This is a genomic window from Chromohalobacter sp. 48-RD10 (assembly GCF_029889785.1).
Lineage (GTDB): Bacteria > Pseudomonadota > Gammaproteobacteria > Pseudomonadales > Halomonadaceae > Chromohalobacter.
Window position 1 is genome coordinate 1 of the sequence record NZ_JARANX010000203.1, and the last position, 682, is coordinate 682.

Sequence of the window (682 nt, forward strand, 5' to 3'; positions counted from 1 at the left end):
ATCCGGGAACCAATAGATATGCAAAGGTGTACTAACTTATAAAATAATTAATAATAGCCATACTTGCTCAAATCTTCTCCTATCATTTTTCCTAAGTTTTTGTTAGCAATGACGATTTCCTTGTCATCCAATATCTCGTCTATTAGGTTATCACTTAATAAAAAACTGGGTGAAGTCTCTTTTTTGTTTTGGTGGTCTATCTTATATATATTCCTTCCTAAGGAATATGTGTTCCGCTTTTCTTGAATATTATTATGCTCGTCTTCTTTTCCACCTATAAAATCACAGATATTTTTCCAGTAAGTTTTTTGGCCCATCATTTCCATAGGCATGCATAGAACATTCTCAGAACCAATTAAAGATATCAATTTTTCAACCCAAAGGCTCCAAAAAAGGTATTGTTTGTTGTTCGTTAAAATATTTTTTACCTGCTTTTCAAAATCTTGCTGAGACGGTTTTGTAATTCTAGAAGATACCCTGGAATAGAAAGACGCAAGCCATTCAGGCTGTCTTCTCACAATAATTATTATTTTGACTTTGTATGGGTAGTTGGAAGTCATGAATTTAATAAATCTGAATATGGATGGGTGGTCGGATATATATGGAAATGTGCTGTTGTAAGAAAAGGGTGCAACACTAACCCCAGATGGTTTCACAAGAGCTTCGTTGCTAAAAATGAGAG

Annotated in this window: 1 protein-coding gene; it reads right to left on the minus strand. The window is 33.9% G+C overall.

Annotated elements, in window-relative coordinates; all coding sequences use genetic code 11:
* Nucleotides 1–47: 47 nt before the first annotated feature.
* Nucleotides 48–682: hypothetical protein (locus OP496_RS18255; protein WP_280565414.1), on the minus strand; the 635-nt coding region annotated here is incomplete at its 5' end.